Below are 22,375 nucleotides of genomic sequence, written 5' to 3'. Positions count from 1 at the left end.
AGCGTATTAAAACTGGTTTTAATTTAAAGCTGATTCATCTCGGTCATCAACCTTATCAATTCCAAAAAGTGTGCTTCCAAAGATTAACAAAATAACACCAAAATACAGTAAGTAACTCACAAAATGAGCCACTACAGCACCCTGAATGCTATTGAACATATCAATAAAGTTGATGCTTGTTATATATAACATCACAACCAAAAATGCTTCGGTTATAATATAATGCCAAAACATCTTTTTAGCTAAAAGTTGATAGGCTATTACCATTGATAAGACTTTAACAAAATCACCTAACAACTGCCATAAAAACAAACCTTCCATAGGTCTAAATTCCTCAGTAAATACCACAGTAACAATGAATGGTCTTAAAAGGTAAATTAGAAGAAGCCCCAAGCCTAGTTTAGGCATTACGGTTTTATAAAAACTAAAAACTTCTTTTTTAAAATCCGCTCTATTATCTATTTCTGCAAACCTAGGCAAAATGTATAATGCCATTAAAGAGGTAACAAACATTAAATAATATTTAGAAATTCTTGTCATAGCTTCCCAGAAACCAGCATCTTTATAACCTATATTTTCGATGATATGAGATCTTATCGCTATTGCAACAATTGGCAACATTATCATTGGAAAGAAAGCCATAAAAGAATACGAACTAATTTTCTTTAAAAAGGTAAAATCTACGCTTTTTACTTTGATAAGCGATATTAAACTTCTTCGGTTTACTATACCCACTAAGGTTATTAAGAAAATCAAAGATTCAGCAATTACAACAGATATCAATGCGCCTTTTAATTCCATCTGATAGATTAATAGCAAAGCAACTAATACACTTAAAATCTGCCCGATGATATTTATAACAATAAGAATTTTATATTTCGAAAAACCGTTCATTATGGAAAATGAAAACATGTTCAAAGCATAAAATGGAAGTACAATTGCAAAAACCCTTATAATCTTGGTATAGTGATTATAAGAAGGAAATATAATATCATTTATTAATTCTGCATTAAAGTAACATAATAATGAAACAAAAATTGTTGCTATAAAACCAGTATAAAAAACAGTTGAAATAGTTTTGCTTAATTCTTCTAAATTTTCTTTAAAACCTGAAACATACTTTACAACTCCTTTATAAAATCCAAGTATAGAAATAGTATGAAAGGCGCTTACAAAATTTCTTAAATTTCCAATTAAAGCTAAGCCTTCAGCTCCTATAAAAACAGCTATGGCCTTTGAAGTTAATAATCCGGCAACTATTCTGGTTACAACTGAAGCAATCTGTAACGAAGTAATTTTAACTAAAACGTTATTATTTATATAATCTATTAATCTCCTCAATTAATATATGTTTTCTTTTTAAGCAATTTCACCTTTGTGCAAATAATTAGGCGTAGATATTGATAAGGTCAAATATACGAAATCGATTATCTTTCAAAAGTAAATTTACCACATTATAAAATGAAGTGTAACTTAACTATTTTTTTTTATCAAATAAAACAAGTTAACACAGAAAATAGCAGCATTTGCAATAATTATGGGTAGACCAATTCTTAATGTAGACATTAAAAACCCGTAGATAACGAATAGAATACAACCCATCATGTTTACAAGACGAAGTATTTTAACTTTACGCATTGTAAAAGATAACAATACCATAAAGGATGCTAAATAACCTATATATTCCGTTAATGTAATTCCAAATAATTCCATAGAGCAGTATAATAAAAAAAGAGAAACTCTAGTATTAGAATCTCTCTTTAATTTAATTATTACAATTCTAAATATTCTTAGATTGCTTTGTTTCGTTTGCGTTCTACCTCTTTCAAGAAAATCTTTCTTAATCTTAAAAAGTTTGGTGTAACTTCTACATATTCATCTTTTTGAATATATTCTAAAGCCTCCTCTAATGAGAATTTAATAGCTGGCACTATTTTCGCTTTATCATCTGCACCTGCAGAACGTACATTACTTAATTTTTTTGTTTTAGTAACATTAACCGTCATATCGTCTCCGCGAGAATTTTCTCCAATTACTTGACCCTCATAAATATCTTCACCTGGATCAACAAAAAACTTACCTCTATCTTGTAATTTATCAATAGAGTAAGGAATAGCCTGACCTTTTTCCATTGAAACCAATGACCCGTTTTGACGCTCTGGAATACCTCCTTTAAGTGGTTGATATTCTTTAAATCTATGTGCCATGATAGCTTCACCCGCAGTAGCAGTTAATAAATTATTACGTAAACCAATAATACCTCTTGACGGAATAACAAACTCACAAACCATTCTATCTCCCTTAGCCTCCATGCTTAGCATTTCACCTTTTCGCATAGTCACCATTTCAATAGCTTTACCTGAAACTGCTTCAGGTAAATCAATTGTCATTTCTTCTACAGGTTCACATTTTACACCATCGATTTCTTTAATGATAACTTGAGGCTGACCTATCTGTAACTCATACCCTTCTCTACGCATGGTTTCAATTAATACAGATAAATGCAGAACACCTCTACCAAAAACCATAAACTTATCTGCGCTATCAGTTTCTGAAACTCTTAATGCTAAGTTTTTCTCAAGCTCTTTGGTTAATCTTTCTTTTATATGACGAGATGTTACAAATTTACCATCCTTCCCAAAGAAAGGTGAATCGTTAATAGTAAATAACATGCTCATTGTTGGTTCATCAATAGCAATAGTTTTTAAACCTTCTGGATTCTCCCAATCGGCAACGGTGTCACCAATTTCAAAACCATCTAATCCAACAATAGCGCAAATATCACCTGCTTGAACTTCCTCAACTTTCTTTCTACCTAAACCTTCAAATGTATGAAGCTCCTTAATTCTTGATTTTACAATACTTCCATCTCTTTTTACTAAAGAAATATTCTGACCAACTTTTAATTCACCCCTGGTTAAACGCCCAATAGCAATTCTTCCAGTAAATGATGAAAAATCTAAAGAGGTAATTAACATTTGCGTACTACCTTCTTCAATTTTAGGTGATGGAATATGATCAATAACCATTTCTAATAATGGTTCAATATTCTCAGTTGGTTGTTGCCAATCTTCACTCATCCAATTGTTTTTGGCAGAACCATAAACCGTTGGGAAATCTAATTGCCACTCTTCTGCTCCTAATTCAAACATTAAATCGAACACTTTTTCATGAACCTCATCCGGTGTACAATTTTCCTTATCAACTTTATTTACAACCACACAAGGTTTCAATCCTAAATCAATAGCTTTTTGTAGCACAAAACGAGTTTGTGGCATGGGCCCTTCAAAAGCATCAACCAATAACAGTACACCATCAGCCATATTTAAAACACGTTCTACTTCACCTCCAAAATCGGCGTGACCAGGCGTATCTATAATATTTATTTTAGTGTCCTTATAAGTAACTGATACATTTTTAGAAGTAATAGTAATACCTCTTTCACGCTCTAAATCGTTATTATCAAGAATTAAATCACCTGTATTTTCGTTTTCACGAAACAACTGACAGTGATACATAATCTTATCAACCAAAGTAGTTTTACCATGATCTACGTGAGCTATAATAGCAATATTTTTTATTTTGTTCATACCCAGTGCCTTAAATTAAGCGTGCAAAGTTACTCATTATTAATGGATATCTAATACATTATTTAGGGCATTACTTTTTTTATAAAAAAGTCGCGCTATCCGCTATATCTTTTGCTTTAGCAAAAGGATGCCACTTCTATCGCTAATGCGGGTGGAGGTTAAAAATTAAACTTCAGTTAAATATTCGGCATAAGTAGTATCTTTGTGCCTTAAATTATTGATATTTTTATATGAATCTTCAAGATATTCCAAAGATAAAACACACCAATTCAAATAATTTCTTTTTACTATGCGGTCCATGTGCCATTGAAGGAGAAGAAATGGCGCTACGAATAGCTGAAAAAGTGATTACCATTACAGATAAATTAGAAATACCTTATGTGTTTAAGGGCAGCTTTAAAAAAGCAAATCGTAGTAGAATTGATAGTTTTACAGGAATTGGTAATGAAAAAGCACTTGAAATTCTTAAGAAAGTTTCTGATACTTTTGATGTTCCAACAGTTACAGATATTCATGAAGTTTCTGATGCAGCTATAGCCGCTCAATATGTTGATGTATTACAAATACCTGCATTTTTAGTGCGCCAAACCGATTTAGTAGTTGCTGCAGCCAAAACTGGTAAAGTAGTTAATTTAAAAAAGGGACAATTTATGAGTCCTGAAGCCATGAAACACGCTGTACAAAAAGTTAAAGATGCTGGCAGTGATAAAGCTTGGATTACAGATAGAGGTACCATGTTTGGTTACCAAGATATGATTGTAGACTTTAGGGGTATTCCAACAATGCGTGAATATGCTCCAACCGTTTTAGACGTAACGCATTCGCTTCAACAACCTAACCAAACTGTAGGTGTAACAGGAGGCAGACCAGATATGATTGAAACTATTGCCAGGGCAGGAATTGTTAATAATGTAGATGGTTTATTTATTGAAACCCATTTTGATCCTGCCAATGCAAAAAGTGACGGTGCTAACATGCTTCATTTAGATAATTTAGAAAACCTCCTAACTAACTTAGTAGCTATTAGAAAAACTATTAATAACCTATAGTTTCTCCACACCTTTTTGTGAGCATCAATAAGTTTTGGCAGCAGTATTTATTATTTTAGAAAGTTCCTGCTGATTAATAGATTCTATACTTGTATACTGCATTGACCTAACATTTTTCCTATTATTATAATCTTTCAATTGTGGGAATTGGTCTTTCATTAATACACCTTTAACAAAAGCAACATCAACAAAATTGGTGCGTTTCAAAATATTTAAATAAATAAAAGGTTTCCCTTTGTAATGATAAAAAGGTATGCCATAATTATACTTTTCCTGTACTTCAGGTAATGTATTTTGAATGATATCACGCACATAGAGCATAATGGATTGATACGGCTCTGTCTGGTTCAAAAAATATTGATCTACTGGCTTCAAATAAACTATTTATTTAGTCAAATTTAAAAAATGAGCATTTAATTCATAGCCTGTTTATTTTTTTTTTGGTAATACCTCTTCAGGGAAAGGGAATAAAATGGTTGAATTCTTCTCTGCGGCTATATTTGATAAAGTTTGATATAACCTCAATTTTATGGCCGATGGAGATTGATCTATTAATTTACCTGCTTCTAATAATTTACCAGCAGCTTGTTCTTCAGCTAAAGCCAAAATAATACGTGCTCGTCTAGAGCGTTCAGCTTCGGCTTGATTAGCCATCATGCGCTTCATATTTTCAGGCAATTGAATATCTTTTATTTTAACATCAATAATATCCACACCCCATTCCTTAGTTTCAATTTCAACAATATTTTTAATATTCTTGCCCATTTCCTCGCGTTTAGATAAAATGGTATCCAATTCAACTTTTCCACATACATCCCTTAGAGCTGCTTGAGATAATTGTGTAATTGCGAAAGTATATTCCTCTACCTCAAGAACGGCTTTTTCTGGGTTTTCAATCTTGAAAAAGACAACACCGTCAATGCTACAAGGTACATTGTCTTCTGTCATAACTTCTTGAGAAACCACATTAATAGTAATAACTCGAATATCTACTACCTGTATGGTCTCAACAATAGGAATAATCCATCTAAATCCAGGTTGTAAAGTTTTAATATATTTTCCAAATCTAAATTTTAAAGCGCGTTTATACTCGAAAACTACTCGTATCCCAGAAAGCAAGAATACGATAATAAAAACCGTAAATATTAAAGGAGGATTCATAATTCATTCTTTTAAATTAATATCAGTTAAGTAACTCTTTAAGATAGTGAATTTTGATGAAATTTGAAAGAATTTGAAACTGTAAATAGTTAAGTTAGAAACAAAAATTAAGAAATTTTTAATAGTCTCATTCAAAATATTTTATTTACTTTGTATTACAAAGTACTTTTACATGGAATCAAAAGATTATTTAAAAGACATAAGTGAGATTAAAGATTTAATGAATAAATCTTCTCGCTTTATTTCACTTAGTGGTTTATCTGGAATACTAGCAGGCATTTACGCATTAATCGGAGCTGCCATAGCTTATTGGTTAGTAATGACCTATAGTAACGGCATACTAATATTAGATGGCCAAATATATAGACTCTGTATGTTAACGTTATGTTTGGTAGCTTTTTTAAGTATAGTTACTGGAATATTTTTAACAACTAGAAAGGCAAAAAAACACGGCGCTAAAATTTGGGATGCCACCTCTAAACGTTTAGTACTTAATTTTTTAATTCCTCTAATAGTTGGCGGATTATACATCTTAATAATTTTAAGTCAAGGAAAATATGGGCAATCTGGTGGTTTAATGCTTATATTTTATGGCTTGGCATTGGTTAATGCCTCAAAATATAGCATAGGAGACATAAGGTATTTAGGCTATATTCAAATCATCCTTGGTTTAATTGGAGCATGGAGACCCGGTTTTGGTTTCTGGCTTTGGGTAATTGGCTTTGGTTTCATGCATATTATTTATGGCACTTGGATGCATTTCAAATATGACAGAAAATAGTTCTGAATTTTCAGCGACAGTTTTCAGTAACTTTGAACTTTAAGAATTATTAGAAAATGAGTATCATAACCAACATAAACAAACTTTTTGATCATAGAATTAGGCTTGGTATCATGTCTGTTTTAATGGTAAATGAGTATGCAGATTTTAATATGTTAAAAGAGCTACTGGGTGCCACCGATGGTAATTTAGCAAGTCATACCAAAGCCCTTGAAAAAGGTGAATATATAAAAGTTGAAAAACAATTTATAGGTAGAAAACCAAATACCCGCTACTCTACTACAAAATTAGGAAGAGCAGCCTTTAAAAAACATATTGAAGCATTAGAGTCAATAATAAATAAACAAAAATAATTTTTTTATCATTATACTTTGAATTTCAAAGTACTTTAAAATAAGAATATGAAAAAAATATCACTACTAATTGGCGCTGTACTATTCAGCACACTCTTTTACAAACAAAGTCTTGGTTTAAACATGTCTTTATTCAGCATAGTGACCATAGTTATTTTGGCAACCTATAATCCAAAATCCTTTAAGCAGAAAAGCTCCATTGCTTTCAGTTTACTCTATTTAATATCCGCAATCTCAATTTTCTTTTTTCAATCCAGTCTGTCTTTTATCGCAAACTTTGTAGCCTTCTTTACATTAGTTGGTCATGTTTCAGAACATAAATCCTCAATTTATGTCAGCTGGTTAAATGGGTTTTACTCTTTTGTCGCTGGTTTTTTTCATAGAAATTTTAATCCCCATGAAAAAGAAGAAAAAGTGAAGATTAAAAGGGATATTGACTATGTTCATTGGATAAAAATCATAGGCATTCCCCTAATAGTTGTTATCATTTTTATTCTTCTTTACAGAAATGGTAACCCAGTATTTAATGACCTTACTTCCAAAATAAACTTCAGTTTTATAAACATTCAATGGTTATTATTAACAGTACTGGGATATTATCTGCTTTATAATATTTCAGAACCTATTCCGGTTAATCCAGCAACTACGATCGACTTAGAAACTAAAAATACTTTAAAGAATAAAGGGGAATTTTCAATCAAATCAGTTAAAAATGAGAACCAATTGGGTGTTGTACTAATATCGCTTTTAAACCTGCTTATCATCTTTTTCCTTGTTACGGATTTCACCTTTTTGTTTTCAACCCAAGATTTAATGGCGTCAGTATTCTCAAGTCAAGTACATAGTGGTATAAATGCACTTATTGCCTCTATAATCATTGCCATAATAATTATTCTATACTTTTTTAGAGGAAATCTAAACTTCTTTGAAGGGAGCAAAAAGCTAAAATCTTTAGCCTACATCTGGATTGTTCTAAACGCTATTCTTGTTATAAACACAGCTATAAAAGATTGTCAATACATCTACTATTTTGGTTTTACATATAAAAGAATAGGTGTTTTAGTCTACCTATTATTAACCGTTATTGGTTTAGCAACAACAGCCATTAAGGTGAATCAAATTAAAAACTTATGGTATCTATTTAGAGTTAATTCGGTAACTGCTTTTGCCATTTTAATTATTGCATGCACTATTAATTGGGACAAGCATATAACCTACTACAATCTTAATCATGCCCAATCCATAGATTTCTTTTACTTAACTAAATTATCTAATAACAATACCTTTCTACTCAAGGAATACAGTGATAATATTCCTTTAAAAGGTGAAAATAAAATAAGGGTAGACAGAAAGTACCGCAATTATTTAAAAAAACTTAAAGACAATAATTGGCAGGAGTTTACTTATGATAACCTTAAAATAGATTAATCATTATGAGCATAGGAAAAACAATTGCCAAGGCAACTCTTTTAGCTACATGTATCTTCTGGTTTCTAATCTTTTGTGATGATTTAGACTTGGGAATGCTTCCATTTGTTTTCTTATCAATGATACCTATTTGCCTTTGCTGCTCATTGGTAATTATTTTTACTATTGCTCCCTTCTTTTGGACCTGCAACAAAGAGCAGAATGGCACCGAAATAGTTTTCCAATGGTTTTTCCCATTCTATGCCATAGCATGTTTTTGTTTATGTGCTTATGGATTTTGGAAAGCTCCTGATGCTGTATCTTTTTTTACGGCTGCATTTTTTACGTCATTACAATCTTGGGTTTGGTTAGCTAAGAAAAAAGTAACAAAGCTTGAGTCATGAAGTATAGAAAAAAACTCATAGAACGGCTGTTTGAAAAAAGCCAAAAAACATATACGAATATGTTTAAAAACCATGAACCTTGGGGGATTTACAAAAAGGAATTACTCACATATCCTGAAGATTCTATAGGAAAACACCTAGGTGTGTTTTTAGATAAAAACAACTTTGAATTAATTTCAAAAGTCGAACGACATGACGCCTACCAAACCATAACTGGTTATGGAACAAAAGTTGAAGATGAAATAGGCCTACAATGCTTATGCTTTGGAAACGGAAAAAGAAGCCCTTATCTATATGGAGCCATGATACTGGGCATTATCATTTTACCGGATTATTATAGATACTATTTCAAATCTTATTGTATAGGTAAAAATGCCAACTTATTTCATCATTATGATTATAAAAAGCTTTTAAAAGTCTCCATTCATGACTTTAGACAAGCCATCTTTTCTATAAAACAAGTTAACCTAATAAAGATCAAAAATGAACAAACTGAAATATTCTAAAACCTTGAAACATCTAATTGATTTTTTCAAACCGAAAGAAATTTTTAAAAACTTAAAGCGTTTATCTCTAATTACCATTGTTTATGTAGTAATCATAAATATCTGGATTGATATTCAGGCCAAAAATTCAACCTATAATGATGTTAACCAAATTCCAAAGAATAAAGTAGGTTTGATTTTAGGTGCTAGTAAATTTACTTCTTATGGTAGTATTAATCTTTATTATAAATATCGGCTAGAAGCTGCCCTTGCTTTATTTAAAGCAGGTAAAATTGAATTTATTTTAATAAGTGGTGATAATGGTAGAAAAGAATATGACGAACCAACAGATTTTAAAAATGATTTAATTAAAAGAGGCGTCCCAGAAAGCAAAATTTATCTTGATTATGCCGGCTTCAGAACACTTGATTCCGTAATAAGAGCTAAAGAAATTTTTGGTTTATCATCAGTAACGCTTATTTCTCAAAGATTTCATAATGAGCGTGCTTTGTATTTAACCAGACATTTTGATATTGAAGCCGTAGCTTTTAATGCAAAAGATATTAAAGGAAAGTACGGTATTAAAACAAGGGCAAGAGAATATTTAGCTAGAACAAAAGCCTCAATAGATTTATTGTTTAACGTTCAGCCAAAATATCTGGGTAAAAAAATTGAAATAGTATAAAATGAAATTGAATAAAACTTATATAATGTTGACTATACTTATTTTAACTATTGAAATTCTAATAGCTACCTATCTAAAAACAGGTTTGATCAGACATACATTTGGAGACTTTCTAGCTACCATTTTGCTATACAGCATAGTTAGAAGTTTTATAAAAGTCAATGCCTTAAAACTTGGGGTTTCTGTATTAATTTTCTCATTTTCAATTGAATTTATTCAATTACTGAATATTCTAGATTTATTAAATATTCAAAATAAAATCATACGAATTATTCTAGGTACTTCATTTCAATTTTCAGATTTAATGGCCTATACTTTAGGTATTATAACAATAGTAATTGTAGACTTAAAAATTTTAAAAAATGAACAACATAAAACAACTCATATTTAGTCAATTTAAAACATTTTCACTTTTAAGTGTTTCTATAGTATTCAGCATAGTGCTGTTAATGATTAGAATGAAGCTAACACATTCCTTTTTTTACTTGTTTTTAGTTTGGAATGTCTTTCTAGCAGTCATACCTTTTGCCATTACAACCTATTTAGTAAGTTTGCCCAAGCTTAATAAATTAAAGCTGATTATTTGGTTTGGTGTATGGCTGCTTTTTTTACCTAATGCCCCTTACATTATAACAGATCTTCTACACTTAAAAATTAGTAACTCTCACTTACTTTGGCTTGATATTTTGGTGATTAGTTCGTTTGCATTAGTGGGGTTGATGCTATTCTATTTATCAATGGTTGATATGAAAACCATACTTCAGGAAAGCATGAAAAGCAATTATAAAGACTCTCTCATAATATTTATTCATTTTCTTTGTGGGTTTGGTGTTTATTTGGGTAGGTACCTGCGTTATAATTCTTGGGAAATAGTTCAAGATCCAATTTCTCTTTTTACCGATATTTTAGAAATAATTCATCAACCAAGTCAATATTACGAAGCATGGTTGTTTACATTATTATTTGGAGCTTTTTTGACTATTGGATATTGGGTATTTCAAAACTTCAAGTACAAATCAGAAACCTAAATTAACGCCTTAATGTAAAATGTGCTCTAAATTGTCTTTCCATATTGTCTAATGGGTCTACAAAATATACCATAAACCAATAATCGTCTGTTGGCATTGGTTGTCCATTAAACGTAACGCACAACCAATACCTAACGAGTTAAGTTGCTTTAATCACCCAAAAAGGCATAATTTTTGTTAGTTTTTAATACCTTTGCCCTCCGCGTTAGGGATGGAGGCATTGTTGAAGTTCTTTTTGTGTTGTTGCACCTAAGCAACACAAAAAAGCGACTGCAGAGAGCCCGACCCATTGTGGGTAACGCCCACTTCTCGATACAATTCCGAAAAAGAATCGGAATCACTCGAAGTGGCAATTAATTAAGGGGTCGACTGGTTTTGACAGCGAGATTAATTAAACGGTAAGCACGTGGTGTAATGACTTTGAAACACCTTAAAGGCTAGGTCAAATTTTAAACGGCGAGAATAACTACGCTTTAGCTGCATAATCCGAATTATAGTAGGATTGGCCTAGGTACACAAGGTGTACAAGCTTTATGTCTCCGGAAAGCCTTGGTTAACGGCGTTCCATTTTGAGGCATCGTAAATGTTAACATAGATTGGGTAGTGCTTTGTTGCTCTTTCGAAACTAAAGAAGTTAAGTTATATGTAGGTTGTCTTTAACCAGCTTATAATCGAAAAAACAAGAAAAGAATAAACGTGTAGAAAGCTCTTTGGTTACTTGTTTGGACGAGGGTTCGAATCCCTCCGACTCCACAGAATTACACTTAAAAATCCGATTTATATAAATCGGATTTTTTTATTTTAACTCAAATATCCTTCAATTAAATACCTATAAATCAAACGTAGAACATGATAAAAATCATTGGATATTTCTATTATAGTTAATACATTTTTAAGTGAAATTTTGTTTAACCTAAATTATTGTATCATGACTTCATTGACAAAACGCAAAAGAAGACATCGCACTTTAAATCCATGGAGTAACAGACTGTTTGCCCCTTGGAGACATGGCCCTTTATCACCTTTGAGTGATCGTATTCTGGTACCAAATTATAATGATTTTAAAAGCTTAATGAGGTTTGACAATCCCTTTGAAAGTGATTTTTTTGATAATGACAATTTAGTGCCTGCAATGAACGTAAAAGAACTGGATAATCATTTTGAAATAGAGTTTGCCGTTCCAGGATTTAAAAAAGATGATTTTAAAGTTTCTTTGGAAGATGATGTGCTTTTTGTAAGTGCCAAAAAGGAATCTGAAGAAACTAAAGAAGAAGATAATTATTCTAGAAAAGAGTTTAGTTATAATTCTTTTAATCGTTCATGTGCCTTACCAGAAACTGTAGATTTAGATCAAGAGATTAAAGCCGTTTATAAAGATGGCATTTTATTAATTACACTTTTAAAAAACAAAAATGGTTTTAAGGAAGAACCTGTGAAAAAGGTTATAGACATTGAGTAGAAAAGTAGAATTTAAATCTGCATTAGCTTTATGATGACTCTACATAGGGCTAAAAATAAAAGCCCTTACATATTGATGCAAGGGCTTTTTAATTGCTATTAACACTAAGGAGATTAAACTAAATCTCTTATCATTTGAGCAGCTTTTTCTGCTGTAATATCGCGCTGTGGAGATCCGAACATTTCGTAACCTACCATAAATTTCTTCACAGAAGCACTCCTTAATAATGGTGGATAAAAACTCATGTGGAAATGCCAATGACTATTATCTTCTCCGTTTGTTGGTGCTTGATGAATACCACTAGAGTAAGGGAATGACGTATTGAAAATCTTATCATAAGCTTTGGTTAATACTGAAATGGCTTCGGCATATAAATAAGCTTCCTCTTCATTTAAATCTGAAATACTAGATTTGTGAGCTTTAGGAACTATCATAGCTTCAAAAGGCCATACAGCCCAAAATGGAATTAACACAACAAAGGCGTCGTTTTCAAAAATGATACGCTCTTTCTTCTCTAATTCTTGAGCTAAATAATCACCTAATAAACTACTGCCATTTTTTTGGTAATAGTTTAATTGTTGGGTGTTCTTTTTATCAACTTCGTTAGGAAGTGTAGACTGACTCCAAATCTGTCCATGCGGATGCGGATTACTACATCCCATTACAGCTCCTTTGTTTTCAAATATTTGTACGTAGTTGATTAAATCATTACCACCTAAATCTTTGTATTCTTTTTGCCATGCAAAAACCACTTTTTGAATTTCGTTAGCATCCATGTCTGCTAAACTCTTTGAGTGATCAGGACTAAAGCAAACTACTTTACAGATACCTTTTTCGCTTTGAGCAATTAATAAACCATCATTAACAGAAAAATCTGGTGAATCTTTTTGTAGTGCAGCAAAATCATTGGTAAAAATAAATACATCCTCATATTTAGGGTTTATTTCACCATTAATTCGTGTGTTGCCAGCACATAAATAACAAGACTCATCATGTGTTGGTCTCTTTTCATTATTTACAGCTTCATTCTGGCCCTGCCAAGGTCTTTTAGCTCTGTGAGGTGATACTAAAACCCATTCGCCTGTTAGTATATTTAAGCGCTTATGTGAATAATCTTCTAATTCGGTACTCATTATTTTATAACTTATTAATATTATTGTTTTACTAAATGTGTTCCATCAGAAAGTGCCACAGAATACACTGAGCAATCTTTTCCAAATGTTTCTCTATAAGGACCAGATACTAAAGTTTCAAAGTCATCTGCTTTTCCTTTTTCAATAAGGTTAATGGTGCAGCCACCAAAGCCACCACCCATCATTCTTGCTCCTATAACGTAACCACTTTCTTTAGCTTTTTCTACTAGAAAATCAAGTTCATCACAACTTACCTTATATTGTTTAGAAAGTCCTTCATGAGAACCGTATATTAATCTTCCAAGTTTTTCTAAATCACCCTCTTCCATAGCTTTAGAAGCATTTCTTGCTCTATTATTCTCTTGAATAACATACAATGCTTTTTGATAATTTTCTGGTGTTACTTCATCTTTAATAGTTTCTAAATCATCTTCTGTAGCATCACGTAATGCTTTTACATGAAGTAGTTTTGCTATGTTTTCACAAGCCGAACGTCTGTCGTTATATGCACTATCAGATAAACTGTGTTTTACATTAGTGTTTATTAAAAGAAGTTCGTGATTTTCGAAATCAATCTTGAAAGGTTTGGCTTTTATCGTTCTACAATCTAACAACAATGCATGGTCCTTAATACCAAACATACTAGCATATTGGTCCATGATTCCACAATTAACACCAACATAATTATGCTCTGCTTTCTGAGAAATAAAAATCATTTCTTCTTTTGTGAAACCAAAATTAAATAGTTCATTTAGCCCAAAAACCACACTGTTTTCTAATGCTGCCGATGAAGACATACCAGCACCTCCCGGAATATCACCTTTAAAAACAATGTTGAAATTCCCAACTACTTTATTTCTGTTTAAAATTTCTGCAATCACGCCAAAAACATAGTTTTCCCAACTACCTTCTTTTAATGGCTTAAGATCACCTATTTTAAATTCTACTTTGCTATCCATATCTAATGCATAAGCTGTAGAAACCCCAGAATCACTCTTTTGAATGGCCGCTGCAATACCTTTATCTACGGCAGCAGGAAATACAAATCCGTCGTTATAATCAGTGTGTTCACCAATAATATTGATTCTTCCAGGTGAGAAAATTAAAATAGGTTCTGTGTTGAACTCTTGAATAAAAATGTCTTTTACATCATTAATTAATCTTGCACTCATTTTATATGTTGTTTAGTTGTTGTTTTTAATATTTAGGCTCCAAGTAATAGCGCAGGTTTCACCAGCTTTAAGAACTTTCAAACCTATTTCATTATTAAAACTATCTGAAACCCCGGTAGTTGGCTCAATGGCGATGGTATTTACCTTTGGTGGTGTATATACTTGTAAAAAGTTATTATCTCCTGTAGCGTTGAATTTTAGCTTGTAATTTGGTGTATGAAACACTACCTCATCTGAATTTAAAACCCAACAATCATCTAATTGTTGTCCAGCAATTTTAATAGGTAGGGTAGTGTCCGTTTTCATTGTACCTGTTGTGATATTTCTATCCCCTAAAACTAATTTGCTGGTACTATTTAATTGAAGTAAACTATCATATAAATTACTACTCAAAAAGTAAGGGTGCCAACCTAAAGTAAACGGAAACGGTTTTGCATCTGTATTTTTAACTGTAACTTTCAACTCAAAATCTTCATTACTAAAAATATACTCCAATTGAATATTATATAAATAAGGAAATCCTTGAGATTCATTGGTCTCGTTATATTCCAGTTTTACTGAAGCTGAATCTTCATTTGATGTACTATCAATAACAGCAAAAGTTTTGTTGTAAACTAAGCCGTGTAAGGCATTGTTTTCTTCTTTTTGATTGGCTTCAAACTGAAAGTCTTCTCCTTTAAAGGCATATTTACCATCCTTTATTCGATTAGCAAATGGAAACAGAATAGAAGAGGCGTAAGTATCTGCATAACTTAGCGGAGTTAGATCTTTTATTATAGCATGCCCGTTAAGGGTAAGTTCCTGCATGCTGGCACCATCATTTAAATAAATTTTTGCATAAACGTTGGCAGCTGGGTTTTCAACTTCTAAAAGTCCAGATTCTTGGTTATGTTTAATGTTATACATTTAGTTATAGTGAGTTTCTAATTATTAATTTATTTGGGTTTTCAATTTGCCCTTGCTCTTTATCTAAAATCATTTCTGCCAAACGTTTGCCCATAGCATTAAAATCAGTTGAAATAGTGGTGATACCTCCTTCAACAATCTCCTTAAGCAGGGTATCGTTATATGATATAACTCCAATATCGTTTACTAATTCTAGCTGAGATTCTTTCATTTTTTTGATAACTCTTAAAAGGCTTTTATCATCTGGCATAATGTAGGCTTCCCCTTTTTGAAGCTCTCTATCTGTTAAATCATTAACTAATTCATAAGATTTATTATTCTCTTCACAAAACATAATAAACCCATTGCGCATACCCTTAGGTTGTTTGTTTTTATTGAAGACCAAAACAAGCTTTTTATATTTCTTAATTAAATGATTTGCTTTAGTTAGATTATTAAAAATAGCCTTGTCAAAGTTTTGGTATACAGCAGAGTATTTAGTTAAGTCATCATGTATCTGGTCTAAAATATAAACCTTGTCTTCCGGAAGATTTTGAATATCATCATTAGTACCTTCCATATTTGCAGGCATAATTACATAATAATTATAATCACCAACATTTTCTTGTATCAGCTTACTAAAACTATTTTTATTAAAGTGATGAAAATATATATCTACCTGAATATCATTACCTAAATTTTCTAAAAAGGAATTATAAAGATCTTCTTTAAAGGAATTAAGTTCATCAAAAAGCAAAAATATTTTTTGACTAACACTTACATTTTCACTAGAAACATAATACCCTTTACCTACAACAGATTGAATGATTCCTCTATTCTTCAATTCGTTAAAAGCCATTAAAACGGTGTCTCTTGAGAGGTTATGATCATTCTTAATCTTGTTTATAGATGGAATTTGATCACCTTTTTGAAGCACACCGGTAACTATCATTTCTTCAATAGAATTGATTATCTGCTTATACTTAGGTATACCTATTTTACTTTTAATTTTTATCATAATGTGTGACTACAAATATATAAAAATTATTTTAAAAACCTACTAGACCCTACTAGTTTGGTTTTTTTATTGAAAATTGGCTTTTTTTTAAAATTTAATTTCTATATTTGAAACTTATTAATACTAACTAAACTAAATTTTTTACTATGACAGCAGGATTTGAAACGTTGGATTATGTAATCTTCGTTGCTTACGCCATTTTGATTTTGGGTGTAGGATTATGGGTATCCAGAGATAAGGAAGGGCACCAAAAAAATGCCGAAGACTATTTCTTGGCAAGTAAATCGTTACCATGGTGGGCTATTGGAGCTTCATTAATTGCAGCGAACATATCGGCAGAACAATTTATTGGAATGTCCGGTTCTGGATTTGCATTAGGATTAGCAATTGCGTCTTATGAATGGATGGCGGCACTTACCTTAATTATTGTAGGTAAGTACTTTTTACCAATTTTTATTGAGAAAGGTCTTTATACCATTCCAGAGTTTGTTGAAAAACGATTCTCTACTAATTTAAAAACTATTCTTGCCGTTTTCTGGCTAGGACTATATGTTTTTGTTAACCTAACTTCTGTATTATACTTAGGAGGTTTAGCCATTGAGACTATTATGGGCGTTGATATGATGTATGCCATAATTGGTTTAGCATTATTTGCTGCGGCTTATTCGTTATACGGTGGTTTATCGGCTGTTGCATGGACAGATGTAATTCAAGTTGTATTTCTAGTTTTAGGTGGTTTAGTAACAACATATTTGGCATTAAATACTGTATCTGGAGGAGAAGGTGTTATGGCTGGATTCAGTAAGGTATGGGAAGCTGCTCCAGACAAGTTTCACATGGTATTAGAAGAGTTCAATGGCGATGGAAGTGCCAATGCTAATTACTTAGATTTACCTGGTGTATGGGTATTGGTTGGAGGACTATGGGTTGCCAACTTATATTATTGGGGATTCAATCAGTATATTATCCAAAGAACTTTAGCTGCTAAATCTTTAAAAGAATCTCAAAAAGGTATTTTATTGGCTGCCTTTTTAAAATTAGTTATTCCTTTAATTGTTGTAGTGCCAGGTATTGCAGCATACGTAATGGTAAATGACCCAGAAATAATGGCTAGTTTAGGAGAAGTAGGACAATTAAATATACCTTCTGGAGAACAAGCAGATAAAGCTTATCCATGGTTACTTCAATTCTTACCAACTGGATTAAAAGGTGTGGCATTTGCTGCTTTAGCTGCGGCAATTGTATCTTCTTTAGCTTCTATGTTGAATTCTACGTCAACTATCTTTACAATGGATATTTACAAGCAATATTTCAATAAAAATGCTAATGATAAAAAGACCGTTAATGTAGGTAGAATGACAGCAGCCGTGGCTTTAGTTATTGCTGTATTAGTAGCACCTCTTTTAGATGGGTTAGATCAGGCATTCCAATATATTCAAGAATATACAGGTCTTGTGAGTCCAGGTATATTAGCAGTTTTCTTATTAGGTTTATTCTGGAAAAAGACATCAAACAAAGGGGCTATTTGGGGAGCTGTTTTATCTATTCCAATAGCTTTAGCACTAAAACTTTTACCAATATATGTTGAGTCATTTGATTTCTTAGCACCATGGATGCACCAAATGGGTCTTGCAACTTTACTATCAATGGTAGTAATTGCAATTATTAGTAATAGCGAAAACAAAGGAGCTGATGATGTGAAAGGTATTCCACTTACCAAAGAATTATTTAAAACAACACCACTATTTAATATTGGTTCGTTTGCAGTAATGATTATTTTGGCTGTATTGTATGCTATTTTCTGGTAGAAAATAATAAATTGATATAATTAAAGCGTCATATTTATATGGCGCTTTTCTTTTGCCTAAAGTTCTAGGTAACTTCGGCATTAAATTTGAGTTTATTCCAATAAAAAAAATAGTTTATCTGTAATTTTACCATCCAGATTCCGACTAATACTCGTATATAAAGTATAACAGAATTTTCCGCACTAGCGTCTATATATATGAAAAGGGCTTCAATCAATGGTTGAAGCCCTTTTCCTTTTTTAGTGAAACTCAATTTTTGGAAGTTTTTATACGACCTAAAAATTCTAAGTTGAACTAATCCCGATGAAAATCGGGATCTCAACTACTAATTTAATCTTTAAATCCTGCTTTTAAATGAGCACCATCGCAGTAAGGTTTATTGTCAGACGCACCACATCGGCAAAAAGCCGTTGTTTTATTTTTAACTTCAGAAGTCCCATCCTTATGAGTAACCGTTAAGGTTCCGTAAACCAAAAGCGGTCCATTTTCCAGTACCTCCACTTTAGTTTCTAATACCTCCGAAGTTTGGTCTTCTTCATCGTTCATATAATAGCTCAAGGCGCCAGACGGACATTGTTTCACCTGATCCATTATGGCCGCCGTTGTGGCCGCATCAATTTTAATCCAAGGACGTTCCCTAGGCTTAAAAACTTCCGGCAACCCTTTAGCACATGTAGCTGCATGGATGCATATTTCTGGTTTCCAAACCACGGTTACCTCCCCGTTTGAATATTCTTTTGTCTTTCCCATATCTTAGTGATTTCTTTAAATATACAAAAAATCAAGCTTTAAGATTATCTTCAGTTTAGACAGTAACTTCATTTTTTAAATTCTTATTTTTGTTAGAAACCGATAAAAAACTTCAAATTGCCAACATATAAATTAGGTTTAGATTTTGCTTTAGAATTAGACAAAAATGACGACTTAGCATCATATAAAAATCAGTTTCATATTCCTAAAGACAAAGATGGAAACGATTTAATTTATATGACAGGAAACTCTCTGGGGCTTCAACCTAAAATCACAAAATCTTATGTGAATCAAGAGTTGGAAGATTGGGCAAATTTGGGTGTTGAAGGACACACCGAAGCTAAAAACCCATGGCTACCATATCATGAATTTCTAACCGAAAGTATGGCGCATATTGTAGGCGCTAAACCTATTGAAGTGATAGTAATGAATACGCTCACTGCCAATTTGCATTTTATGATGGTGTCATTCTATAAACCAACGAAAACCCGTTATAAGATTTTAATTGAGAGTGCTGCCTTTCCCTCTGATAAATATGCTGTAGAATCTCAATTGAGACATCATGGATATGACGATAAAGAAGGCGTGGTATTATGGAAACCAAGAAAAGACGAAGAGTTATTAATACACGAAGATCTAGAAGAAATTCTTGAGCAACAAGGTGATGAAATAGCACTTATTATGATTGGCGGTGTAAACTACTATACAGGACAGTTTTTTGATTTAAAAAGAATTACAAAACTAGGTCATAAACATGGATGTGTTGTTGGTTTTGATTGTGCCCATGGCGCGGGAAATGTTCAACTCAACTTGCACGATTCTGGAGCTGATTTTGCCGTTTGGTGCACCTATAAATATTTGAATTCGGGTCCGGGAAGTTTAGCGGGTTGTTTTGTGCACGAGCGTCATGCACACCAAAAAGATTTAAACCGATTCACTGGTTGGTGGAGTCATAATAAACATACACGATTTAATATGCGTGATGAGTTTGATCAACTTCCTGGAGCAGAAGGCTGGCAATTAAGCAACCCTCCTATTTTATCTATGGCAGCGATAAGGGCATCATTAGATATTTTTAATGATGTTGGTATTGAAAAACTGGTGGGAAAATCTAAAATACTCACAGGCTATTTTGAGTTTTTACTTAAAGAGTTAGGAGAAGATGTAATTAGAATTATTACACCTAAAAATGAGGATGAACGGGGTTGTCAGTTATCTATTCAGGTGATTAATGCTGATAAATCCTTGCATAATAAATTAACAGAAGCTGGTATTATAAGCGATTGGAGAGAACCTGATGTGATACGTTGTGCTCCTATTCCTTTATATAATTCATTTGTAGATATTTATAATTTGGTGGAACGCTTGAAAGCTATTTTGAATGGATAGTGTTAAATACATAAATTCAATTCTTAAAAAGGAACAAAACATTTTCCTACTAAAAAAATCATCGGAACCAGGTATTCTCGATAATACCTTAGTTGGGTTGGCCTACCTTATCTTAAACAGAAACAAAGACTATTTGTTAATTACCAATAAACGGATAGTTTGCTTGGTTAAAAACAGGTTAATCACAAACGAAGAATACAATAGCTTTTCTAAAATTCAATTTAATTCTAGTAGTGATAAAATTATTTTTGAAAACCTAGAAAACAAAAAACAGAATTTAGGACTAAGAAAATTTAGACTTAGCTATGAAGAAATTCAAAAATTAAAGCAAATTTTAAACTAACTTGTCATTCCTGCGAAGGCAGGAATCCATTTGAAATTGAAATAATTATGAGATCCTGAAACAAGTTCAGAATGACGAAAATGAAAGAAAAAAAACAAAACATACTTATAGTTGGTGCGGGTCTATGCGGCTCATTGTTAGCCTTACGGTTAGGGCAACGCGGGTACAATGTCACCGTTTATGAAAAACGTCCAGATTTAAGAAAAGTGGACATAAGTGCAGGCCGTTCCATAAATTTAGCATTTTCCAATAGAGGCATCAAAGCCATGAAACTTGTTGGTTTAGATGAGCAAGTAAAAGCACTTTGTATTCCAATGAATGGGCGCATGATTCATGACGGTAAAGGCAATACCTTTTTATCAAACTATAGCGGAAGAGAACATGAATATATAAATTCCATCTCTCGCGGTGGATTGAATGCGCTACTTTTAGATGAGGCCGAAAAGCATGATAATGTAACCATTCATTTCAACAAAAAATGTAAATCGATAAACTTTGAAAAAACAACCGCTCTTTTTAAAGATTACACAACCAAAACAGAATTTATAGAAGATGCCGATGTTATCATAGGAACAGATGGAGCAGGTTCTTCTCTTCGAAAAAGTTATTATTTAGGTAAAAAGTTTTTATTCAGTTTTTCACAAGATTATTTAACCCATGGTTATAAGGAATTGAGCATCCTTCCAAAGGGAAAAGACGATTTCAGAATCTTCAAAAATGCCCTTCATATTTGGCCTCGTGGTAGTTTTATGCTTATAGCACTACCCAATCTTGACGGTAGTTTTACAGTGACTTTGTTTTTAAGTTACAATGAAGGTGAATACAATTTCAATAATTTAAATACAGATAAAAAAGTGCTGGAATTTTTCAAAAAAGAATTCCCGGATACCTTAGCTCAAATGCCAAATCTGTTGGAAGACTTTAACAACAATCCTACTTCGGCTTTAGGTACCGTAAAATGTTCACCGTGGCATTATAAAGGCAACACACTTTTAATGGGTGATGCGGCTCATGCAATTGTTCCGTTTTACGGACAGGGCATGAATGCTTCTTTTGAAGATGTAGTTGAGTTTGATAAGGTTTTAGATGCCAATTTAGGAAATTGGGAAGCCATTTTTAAGGCCTATGAAAAATCCAGAAAAAAAGACACCGATGCCATTGCAGACTTAGCTATCGACAATTTTTACGAAATGCGAGACCACGTAGCAAACCCTATATTCCAAGAAAAGCGTAAATTGGAAATGGCTTTGGAGAAACAATTTCCAAATGAATATGCTTCAAAATACTCATTAGTTACCTTTAATGAAGATTTAGATTATCGTGAAGCCATGCTAAAGGGAAGGGCTCAAGACAAAGCCATTTTAAATATGCTTTCTGATAGTGATATTGATTTAAATGCTGATTTAAAATTGACTCTAGAAAAAGTTCAAAAAGAGACCCAAGAAATTCTTGAAGAAGATAAAATTGCAGGTTTG

General features: G+C 32.3%; 22 protein-coding genes and 1 other RNA gene. 14 read left to right on the top strand and 9 right to left on the bottom strand.

The annotated features are described in order from the left end of the window. Positions 1-18: 18 nt before the first annotated feature. Positions 19-1,341 (bottom strand): O-antigen translocase, encoded by a 1,323-nt coding sequence (locus FUA22_RS02480; RefSeq protein ID WP_147766256.1) that lies wholly within the window; start codon positions 1,339-1,341, stop codon positions 19-21. A gap of 449 nt (positions 1,342-1,790) precedes the next feature. Further along, entirely contained in the window at positions 1,791-3,590 is a 1,800-nt protein-coding gene (gene typA / locus FUA22_RS02470) for a translational GTPase TypA (protein ID WP_147766252.1), read from the bottom strand. 230 nt (positions 3,591-3,820) lie between these two features. Between typA and kdsA the strand changes: the two genes are divergently transcribed. After that, positions 3,821-4,639: a 3-deoxy-8-phosphooctulonate synthase gene (kdsA, locus tag FUA22_RS02465; RefSeq protein ID WP_147766250.1), complete on the top strand. Its 819-nt coding sequence runs from the start codon at positions 3,821-3,823 to the stop codon at positions 4,637-4,639. 24 nt (positions 4,640-4,663) lie between these two features. On the opposite strand, the gene FUA22_RS02460 is transcribed toward kdsA, so the two are convergent. After that, on the bottom strand, positions 4,664-4,990 hold the full coding sequence (locus FUA22_RS02460) for a DUF1801 domain-containing protein (protein ID WP_206667076.1): 327 nt from the start codon (positions 4,988-4,990) through the stop codon (positions 4,664-4,666). A gap of 78 nt (positions 4,991-5,068) precedes the next feature. After that, on the bottom strand, positions 5,069-5,800 hold the full coding sequence (locus FUA22_RS02455) for a slipin family protein (RefSeq protein WP_147766246.1): 732 nt from the start codon (positions 5,798-5,800) through the stop codon (positions 5,069-5,071). Between the two features lie 172 nt (positions 5,801-5,972). Here FUA22_RS02455 and FUA22_RS02450 point away from each other — a divergent pair, with 172 nt between their 5' ends. The 10 genes from FUA22_RS02450 to FUA22_RS02405 all read left to right on the top strand — a co-directional run bounded on the left by FUA22_RS02450 (position 5,973) and on the right by FUA22_RS02405 (position 12,402). After that, positions 5,973-6,581 carry a hypothetical protein gene (locus tag FUA22_RS02450; protein WP_147766244.1) on the top strand — a complete coding sequence of 203 codons (609 nt, stop codon included), beginning with the start codon at positions 5,973-5,975 and terminating at the stop codon, positions 6,579-6,581. 56 nt (positions 6,582-6,637) lie between these two features. Then, the gene (locus tag FUA22_RS02445; RefSeq protein WP_147766242.1) at positions 6,638-6,934 is read left to right on the top strand and encodes a winged helix-turn-helix domain-containing protein; all 297 of its coding nucleotides are present in this window, start codon (positions 6,638-6,640) and stop codon (positions 6,932-6,934) included. Between the two features lie 48 nt (positions 6,935-6,982). Further along, on the top strand, positions 6,983-8,362 hold the full coding sequence (locus FUA22_RS02440; protein WP_147766240.1) for a DUF4153 domain-containing protein: 1,380 nt from the start codon (positions 6,983-6,985) through the stop codon (positions 8,360-8,362). 5 nt (positions 8,363-8,367) lie between these two features. After that, positions 8,368-8,745, top strand: a complete 378-nt coding sequence (locus tag FUA22_RS02435) for a hypothetical protein (protein WP_147766238.1) — start codon at positions 8,368-8,370, stop codon at positions 8,743-8,745. Further along, entirely contained in the window at positions 8,742-9,251 is a 510-nt protein-coding gene (locus FUA22_RS02430; RefSeq protein ID WP_147766236.1) for a hypothetical protein, read from the top strand. Before FUA22_RS02435 ends, FUA22_RS02430 begins: the two co-directional genes overlap by 4 nt. After that, positions 9,229-9,915, top strand: coding sequence for a SanA/YdcF family protein (locus FUA22_RS02425; RefSeq protein ID WP_147766234.1), 687 nt, complete (start codon positions 9,229-9,231; stop codon positions 9,913-9,915). Before FUA22_RS02430 ends, FUA22_RS02425 begins: the two co-directional genes overlap by 23 nt. Position 9,916: 1 nt before the next feature. After that, positions 9,917-10,306 (top strand): ribosomal maturation YjgA family protein, encoded by a 390-nt coding sequence (locus tag FUA22_RS02420; RefSeq protein ID WP_147766232.1) that lies wholly within the window; start codon positions 9,917-9,919, stop codon positions 10,304-10,306. Then, positions 10,278-10,943, top strand: a complete 666-nt coding sequence (locus tag FUA22_RS02415) for a DUF1361 domain-containing protein (RefSeq protein WP_147766230.1) — start codon at positions 10,278-10,280, stop codon at positions 10,941-10,943. Before FUA22_RS02420 ends, FUA22_RS02415 begins: the two co-directional genes overlap by 29 nt. A 361-nt stretch (positions 10,944-11,304) precedes the next feature. Beyond that, positions 11,305-11,699: a transfer-messenger RNA gene (gene ssrA / locus FUA22_RS02410) on the top strand. A 172-nt stretch (positions 11,700-11,871) separates the two neighbouring features. Continuing rightward, positions 11,872-12,402 carry an Hsp20/alpha crystallin family protein gene (locus tag FUA22_RS02405; protein ID WP_147766228.1) on the top strand — a complete coding sequence of 177 codons (531 nt, stop codon included), beginning with the start codon at positions 11,872-11,874 and terminating at the stop codon, positions 12,400-12,402. Between the two features lie 113 nt (positions 12,403-12,515). On the opposite strand, the gene FUA22_RS02400 is transcribed toward FUA22_RS02405, so the two are convergent. The 4 genes from FUA22_RS02400 to FUA22_RS02385 are packed head-to-tail and all read right to left on the bottom strand — an operon-like array spanning position 12,516 to position 16,610. After that, the gene (locus tag FUA22_RS02400; RefSeq protein ID WP_147766227.1) at positions 12,516-13,535 is read right to left on the bottom strand and encodes a UDP-glucose--hexose-1-phosphate uridylyltransferase; all 1,020 of its coding nucleotides are present in this window, start codon (positions 13,533-13,535) and stop codon (positions 12,516-12,518) included. Positions 13,536-13,555: 20 nt separating this feature from the next. Beyond that, positions 13,556-14,707 (bottom strand): galactokinase, encoded by a 1,152-nt coding sequence (gene galK, locus FUA22_RS02395; RefSeq protein ID WP_147766225.1) that lies wholly within the window; start codon positions 14,705-14,707, stop codon positions 13,556-13,558. 12 nt (positions 14,708-14,719) lie between these two features. Next, positions 14,720-15,613, bottom strand: a complete 894-nt coding sequence (locus FUA22_RS02390; RefSeq protein WP_147766224.1) for an aldose 1-epimerase — start codon at positions 15,611-15,613, stop codon at positions 14,720-14,722. A 4-nt stretch (positions 15,614-15,617) separates the two neighbouring features. Further along, positions 15,618-16,610 carry a GntR family transcriptional regulator gene (locus FUA22_RS02385; protein WP_147766222.1) on the bottom strand — a complete coding sequence of 331 codons (993 nt, stop codon included), beginning with the start codon at positions 16,608-16,610 and terminating at the stop codon, positions 15,618-15,620. Between the two features lie 146 nt (positions 16,611-16,756). Between FUA22_RS02385 and FUA22_RS02380 the strand changes: the two genes are divergently transcribed. After that, positions 16,757-18,418, top strand: a complete 1,662-nt coding sequence (locus FUA22_RS02380; protein WP_147766220.1) for a sodium/sugar symporter — start codon at positions 16,757-16,759, stop codon at positions 18,416-18,418. Between the two features lie 330 nt (positions 18,419-18,748). Here the strand turns inward: FUA22_RS02380 and FUA22_RS02375 are convergent, their stop codons facing one another. After that, positions 18,749-19,168, bottom strand: coding sequence for a (4Fe-4S)-binding protein (locus tag FUA22_RS02375; protein ID WP_147766218.1), 420 nt, complete (start codon positions 19,166-19,168; stop codon positions 18,749-18,751). A 117-nt stretch (positions 19,169-19,285) separates the two neighbouring features. Here FUA22_RS02375 and kynU point away from each other — a divergent pair, with 117 nt between their 5' ends. After that, the gene (gene kynU / locus FUA22_RS02370) at positions 19,286-20,557 is read left to right on the top strand and encodes a kynureninase (protein WP_147766216.1); all 1,272 of its coding nucleotides are present in this window, start codon (positions 19,286-19,288) and stop codon (positions 20,555-20,557) included. A 423-nt stretch (positions 20,558-20,980) separates the two neighbouring features. Further along, a partial coding sequence (locus FUA22_RS02365) for an FAD-dependent oxidoreductase (protein ID WP_147767399.1) occupies positions 20,981-22,375 on the top strand: 1,395 nt, incomplete at its 3' end.

Source organism: Seonamhaeicola maritimus, from assembly GCF_008056315.1.
GTDB lineage: Bacteria > Bacteroidota > Bacteroidia > Flavobacteriales > Flavobacteriaceae > Seonamhaeicola > Seonamhaeicola maritimus.
This window is presented reverse-complemented; position numbering and strand designations above follow the sequence as displayed.